Source organism: Streptomyces sp. NPDC050121 (assembly GCF_044460385.1).
Classification (GTDB): domain Bacteria; phylum Actinomycetota; class Actinomycetes; order Streptomycetales; family Streptomycetaceae; genus Streptomyces; species Streptomyces soliscabiei.
Genome location: NZ_JBITJV010000044.1, coordinates 64,870 through 70,869 on the forward strand (window position 1 = coordinate 64,870; position 6,000 = coordinate 70,869).

General features: G+C 63.8%; 6 protein-coding genes, 1 tRNA gene and 1 pseudogene. 4 read left to right on the forward strand and 4 right to left on the reverse strand.

The genetic code is table 11. From position 1 onward, the window contains the following. Nucleotides 1-65: 65 nt before the first annotated feature. A tRNA-Ser gene (locus ACIBTS_RS41620) sits at nt 66-143 on the reverse strand. 493 nt (nt 144-636) lie between these two features. Further along, nucleotides 637-2,121, reverse strand: a complete 1,485-nt coding sequence (locus ACIBTS_RS41625) for a pentapeptide repeat-containing protein (RefSeq protein WP_399326084.1) — start codon at nt 2,119-2,121, stop codon at nt 637-639. 281 nt (nt 2,122-2,402) lie between these two features. Here ACIBTS_RS41625 and ACIBTS_RS41630 point away from each other — a divergent pair, with 281 nt between their 5' ends. After that, nucleotides 2,403-2,540, forward strand: coding sequence for a hypothetical protein (locus ACIBTS_RS41630; protein WP_399326086.1), 138 nt, complete (start codon nt 2,403-2,405; stop codon nt 2,538-2,540). 371 nt (nt 2,541-2,911) lie between these two features. Here ACIBTS_RS41630 and ACIBTS_RS41635 read toward each other — a convergent pair whose 3' ends face one another. Together ACIBTS_RS41635 and ACIBTS_RS41640 are read right to left on the reverse strand one after the other, a co-directional pair. Continuing rightward, entirely contained in the window at nt 2,912-3,325 is a 414-nt protein-coding gene (locus tag ACIBTS_RS41635) for a DNA-binding protein (protein WP_399326088.1), read from the reverse strand. Continuing rightward, the gene (locus ACIBTS_RS41640) at nt 3,322-3,585 is read right to left on the reverse strand and encodes a CopG family transcriptional regulator (protein ID WP_399326090.1); all 264 of its coding nucleotides are present in this window, start codon (nt 3,583-3,585) and stop codon (nt 3,322-3,324) included. Before ACIBTS_RS41640 ends, ACIBTS_RS41635 begins: the two co-directional genes overlap by 4 nt. 600 nt (nt 3,586-4,185) lie before the next feature. On the opposite strand from ACIBTS_RS41640, the gene ACIBTS_RS41645 reads away from it, so the two are divergent. The 3 genes and pseudogenes from ACIBTS_RS41645 to ACIBTS_RS41655 form a co-directional block, all read left to right on the forward strand. After that, nucleotides 4,186-4,647, forward strand: coding sequence for a hypothetical protein (locus ACIBTS_RS41645; protein ID WP_399326092.1), 462 nt, complete (start codon nt 4,186-4,188; stop codon nt 4,645-4,647). A gap of 379 nt (nt 4,648-5,026) precedes the next feature. Continuing rightward, a pseudogene (locus tag ACIBTS_RS41650) lies at nt 5,027-5,335 on the forward strand (site-specific integrase); the annotation flags it as partial. Nucleotides 5,336-5,783: 448 nt separating this feature from the next. Further along, nucleotides 5,784-6,000 (forward strand): transposase domain-containing protein (locus ACIBTS_RS41655; RefSeq protein ID WP_399326094.1); only part of this gene is annotated, 217 nt, incomplete at its 3' end.

The window sequence follows — 6,000 nt, forward strand, 5'->3', positions numbered from 1 at the left end:
GCGTTTTGGCACGGACGAGAAAACCCCTGACCTGTATTTCTGCAGCTCAGGAGCCTTTTCCGGAGTGCCCCCGGCAGGATTCGAACCTGCGCACACGGCTCCGGAGGCCGGATAATTCCCGGTTGTTTCCGCAGGTCACGGGCTTACCTGACGGGATGTTAAGTCTGTCGTCCCGCGTATGTCCCGCGAGATTGAAATGCCCTGTTTGACGCCTTCGGCCTACTTGTCGGCGACTGCTCGTCGGTCGCCCTCTGTGGCGGAGGTCACGGTTCCCTCGGGCGGGCGTAGGGAGTAAAGCGTGCCGCCTTCACTCGAACAGGGAGATGTTCCGGAGCGCGTGGGTAAGTGAAATGCGCCGGGTTGCCTCTGGCTCCCGCGGCGGCGCATCCGACGCGATGGCTCGGGCTGATGCTCCAGCTGTAGAACGCGATCTTCGTAGTGCGCGGTCTGCCAGGCGATGGCAGTGGCCGGCTTGGGCTTGGCTGCAGGACGGGCCGAGAGCCCTGGCTTCCACGGGATCGACGTCATTGCCACTTCTCAGAGACGAGCTGTTCGCCGTGCTGGAGCAGGAACTGGCCAACAGGCCGGTGGCACACGGCTGGCCGGACCAGACTTGGACCCCGATAGATGGCTCCTTTACCGTTTCACTCGCCCCCGGATGGCGAGCGCCGCGAGACCGAGCAGGACCGGCTCGGAGAAGCGGGACGCCATCTCGATGTAGCCGCCGGCTGTCGTCAGGTCCTGGCCGCTGGAGCGGAACACTACGGAGTTGAGCGTGACGCTGAGCGCCTTGTCGAAGCGCTTGGTCGTGAACCGGTCGTGGGTCGGGTTCTTCGGATCGTCCTTGTCGATCTCGAAGATGACCTTCCCGCCGCCGGGCGGCACCATACCGCTGGCTTCCTGCCTGGGTGAGTCCTGCGGGAGGCCGAAGCCCATCATCAGCAGGATGGTCGTCAGCATCGCCAGGGCCAGACAGCCGAGTGCCCGGGAGGCGCGCAGGCCGTAGCCGGACAGCAGCCAGTAGAGCTGGAGCAACCATCGTTCCGCCGTGCCCCATTCCTTGCTGTGGCGGCGCATCTCCATCTCGCCGTAGTAGAAGTCGGCGGCGCCGGGCTCGTCTTTTGCGTCCTCGCGGGATTTGCGGAGTTGCCGGTAGATGATGGCAAGGGCGGCAAGGCTGGGGACTTCGTGCAATTGCTCCGGTGGGGCGCCCCACCCTCGCCGGAGAACGGGACTTCTTTCGGGTAGCGCGCGCCACTGGCGTTCTTCTTCGATAACTTGGCGTTGCGTCCACTTGTAGGAAAGTCGCCAGCATTCCATACGGACTTGAGGTGGGATGTTGAAGCCGTAGTGAGCTTCGAGGCGAATTTGGTCCAGGTGAATAGCGCCAGAGAAATGGCACCGTGCCAGTTCGACGTCGGCTAGAGTGAGCATACTGCAATCGGTGCCGGATAAATCGGTTATGATGCATGTTCCGAAGAGATTCGAGAACCCGTCTTCTTCAAGGATGGTTCCATCCCACTCGAATTGAGCGAGGGCGGATCTGACAGATACTGGCGCTTCGAGAGCGCAGTCTGCGAGGCTGACATCGGCGTGACGTAGTTCAATTTGCCCAAATGACGACCAGCGGCTTCCGCGGAGGCTTACTCCTCGTGCTGTCGCTAGCAGGGCCATAGGCGAGTTGAAGATTACCTCCTCCATCTCTAGCGACTTTTCGGCAATGAACGGTCCGAGTTGGACATTGTCTTGGAACCGTGCCTTATGGAAGTCGACCTTCTCTTTGAAAGTCGTCCTGTCGAGCATGACGTCTTCCTGGAAAGTAGTCCAGGTGAAGTAAACGTCGTCATGAAATGTTGCTCTACTGAACCAAGGCGTCTCGGTGAAAGTGACCTCAAAAAAGGAAATCGTACTTAATGCCACGACATTCTTGAATGATGACTGGTTGGCGAATGCGGCGTTATCGAAGTGGGCTGCTTCAATGAATGTGGCGCGATCGAATGAAGTATAGTCGGAGAATGTAACCCTAGAGAAGTCGGCTTCGTCGGTGAAGTGGGCGTCATCGAAAGAGCAACGCCCTATCAGGGGCCCTCCTCCCTCGGATTGTTTCAGTCGGGATAGCACCTCTTGTAGTCTTAGACTGGGAATATTGGTGTGGCGAAAATCGATCCTTGCACCTGGCCCGATGGATGATAGGAATGAATGCAATTCGCTATCACTTGCGTGCTCAAGGCAAAATCTTTGACCTGGCAGCTTTGCGCCGTGACAGTCAGGAAAAGTGCGCCCGGAGTCAGTTCCGTAGTTGCAGCTGGCCAGGCGAGGGAAAGGCGTAGTCGGCAACGAATCGTTCATGCATCTACCAATACCGCATTCACCTTCGAAGATCAGGTGGTTGGAGGATTCGGTTGAACCTCATGGTCTACGCGATCACCGCACGCCAGCAGGGCATCACCGTCTTCCCCTGCAACCCGGCCGGAACGCGGTGCCCGCAGTCCGGGTCGGTCGTCGACAAGCAGCCGTACCTACTGACTTTGAAAGTGTGATGTCGTCATGGTGGGGCGGGGATGAGTCCGGTTCCGGTGAGGCAGCCGTCGACTTCGACGACCCACTTGAGGCGGCAGAGATCATCCACCGACCTGCTGCTGCGCCAGGTCGAGCGGGCCAAGCGCCGTCAGGCGACGCCTGCGCCGTAGGACGAGTCCAGCGTCCGAACGCCTGAGCGCAATACCGACGACGGCCGTAGGCCACGGCGGGTGCGGGCTGGCGCACCGCCTACCGTGTCACAACCGTCCCGCGCTACTGCCTGTCCGCCCAGGCTGTGGCCACCCGCTACGCCTACTACACGTACAGGCACCGACGAGCGACTGCGGGTGCGAGCGGAAGCGTCAGCAGCGACAGACAGCCCGTGGACGCATCAGATCTTGATGACGGTGGCGCCTCCGCCGCACAGCGCAGTGAGGTCCTCCGGGTCGGAGGTGAGGATTGTGACGGGGCGGGGTGCGGCGAGGGCGGTGGCGCTGAGCATGGCGTCGATGGCGTACTTGTGGCCGTGCAGGCTGGCGTCGGCGAGGAGGGCGGCGGCGTGGCGGGCGATGGGCTCGGTGACCGGTTCGATGACGAGGCGGGACAGGGTCCATTCCAGGGCTGGGCGATTGATCCGTGGGTGAATCACTTCCACGAGGGTGGCTGCGGAAGTGATCACCCGCAGGTCGTCGGCGCGGGCGAGGGCGAGCCAGCCGGTGACAGTACGGTCGCGTAGGACGGCCTTGGCCAGCCCTTCGCTGTCGAGGACCAGGGTGCCGCCGGGGGCGGCGGGGGAGGGGGTCACGCGGCGTTCGCCCCGCCTTGGGTCTGTTGCTCTCGGGCTTGGTGGAGTTGGTCGCGCAGAGCCTGAATCTCTTCGTCGGCGATGGGGCCGTGTTCGGCCTCCGCCACCGTGATGAGTTCGTTGAGGTTGTCCCGCTCGATCTGGCGGGCGACGGCTGCGGCGACATAGGCGGACAGTCCGGAGGGGCCACTGCGGGCCTTGGCGGCTTCGGCGATATCGCGCGGCATGGTGATCGAGTACTTGCCGGTAGGCTCACTCATGCTACCTATCCTACCTTTCATCCTCCCCTGATCGAATGGGGCTGGCAGAGACAGTCTCGAGGTGCAGGTCCGATCCGAGCTCGAATCTGGGTTTGGGCGCACGTTGGGACTCCAGAGGGTGTTGTTGCTGCCGGGCTTGATACGGGCATCCGGGACGTTCACGTGTCAGAGAAGTGGTGGACGTCATGAGGAACTCGAAATCCCAGGCGCGCGGCATCCCCGGCCAGAGACGTGGAGGAAGGGCCGTGCCGGGCCGGCGCACGGCGGGTGCGACGGATATCAGGGCGCTGGCCGATGACCAGGGCACCGTGCTCCTCCGTGCCGTTCGACAAGGCGTCGCGGATGAGTCCCCTGCGGGGATCAGCCGTGGCTTGCCACAGGGTCGCGTGCCTGGGGTCAGCTGGTATGCCTTTGCTCTGGAGTACACGGAGATGAGGTCGCCGCTGATCGCGGCGAAGACCCGGGACGAGACCAACGACGCGCTGTGCGCGATCACCCGGGCGATGCTCCGGGACGTGCGGGGGCCGTCCGAACGACGAGTTGCTGCGGCGTGCGATGCGGGGCTGGGCGTTCGTCGTCCCGCGCCCGGAGCCGCGTCAGATGCCGGCTGACGTCAGGCTGGCCCTGCGCTGGATGGCGGGAGCCTCGCGTCTGCTGGCTGATCTGATGGATCGGGCCGTGATGCGGTCGGTGCTGACAGCACTGCGACTCAATCAGGATGGCGCGGTGGCGGCGGCCGAGACGCAGCGGCGCAAGCACAAGGTCCTGGTCAACGCCCTGCGGTACGCCGGCGAGCAGCGCAAGTTGTCTGCCGATCCGCTCGCTTCCATTAAGCGGAGAGTGGCTGGGACCGTCGACCAGGTCGACCCGCGGGTGGTCGCCAACCCCAGCCAGGCGCGTTCCCTGCTGTGCGCGGTCTCCTACGTCGGCGGTTACCGGCGGGCACGTGGACGGCGGCTGGTAGGGCTGTTCGCCGGGATGTACTATGCCGGGCTGAGCCCCGCCGAAGCGGTCGGGGTGTCTTTGCCCAACTGCGTGCTGCCCCCCGAGGGCTGGGGCTAAGTCACCGTGCACCACACACTGCCGCAGGCGGGCAAGCGATGGACCGACACCGGAAGAGCCCACGACGAACGCGGTCTCAAGAGCCGTCCAGCCGACGGCACCCGGCCCGTACCACTGCCGCCCGAACTGGTAGCGCTCTGGCGAGAGAGCACCGACACCTTCGGCACCGCGGACGACGGGCGGCTGTTCTTCAACGAGCGCGGCAGCATCGTCGGGTCCAGTGCGTACGATCACGTTTGGCCGAGGCGAAGGGGCCGTGCCATTCGCGTGCCAGATCCTGCGGGGAACCACGGGGAACAACGGGGACTGACCACGGGTGCGAGCAGGGCTCCAGCACCACTCTGCCGCAGGCCAGTGCAGCAACCGCCACCAGAAGACCGTGTTCGGCAACGAGCGCGGGGGAGTGGTCGGCTCGTCTACCTACTGGCGAGTGTGGGAGGAAGCGCGGGAGTACGCGCTACCGCCTGAGCGTGTCGCCTCACCGTTGGCCGGACGACCGTACGACCTACGGCACGCGTGCATCACGCGGTGGCTCAACGCGGGGGTGCCGATCGCTGAGATTGCCCGGCGGGTCGGCAACTCGCCAGAGGTGATCCACCGGCGCTATCACGGCTGCATCGACGGTCACGAGGAAGCGGCCAACGCGAAGATCACAAAGGCTCTGGAAGAGGAAGGCGACGTAGCGTAACAAGCTCACTCGAAATGAGAGCGGTCCGGCTTCGGGCTGCCCTCATTCTTCGTTTCCTCGGGGGATGTGAATGCGACTTAGATTCCACCGCCCGCTCTGAACGGTGTCGTTGCGCGTAAACCCAACCCATTGTCCGTGCATCTCGCTTCCTGTCCGGGACAGGAGGAGTTGCACGACTCCTCGGTACTGGCGTCCAGACGTCGTATGCTCCTCCCACTCACCTGAGGTTCCCCCGAGATGCGGGAAGGGGTGACAGAGGGTCAGATGGGTTTCATGAGAGGAGCCCAGACGATGCCTGCACCGAGGAAGTACCCCAAGACCACGGAGTTAGAGCGGATCCGCGGTTGTCAACGGGATCGAGGGTTTTCGGGGAAGCCCAGGTGATGGCAACGGGGCTCCTGGTAGAGCGAAGAAGCCGACCAAGGTCTTCCCGCTCGAAGGAGCCCCGTTGCCCGCTCAGTGTTCCACCGTCACGCTCACGTCGTCCATCACCGTCGCCGACGGCGTCTTCGCTCCGGGACATCTCGGCGAGCTGACCCGGCAGTTACCCTTCGAACTTGTCGATGACGGGCTGGAGCGCGTCGGCGGCGGCCAGCGAAGGGTGCGGCTGCTGCCGTCGAGGGTGGGCGTGTACTTCGTGCTGGCACTGGCCCTGTTTCCGCAAT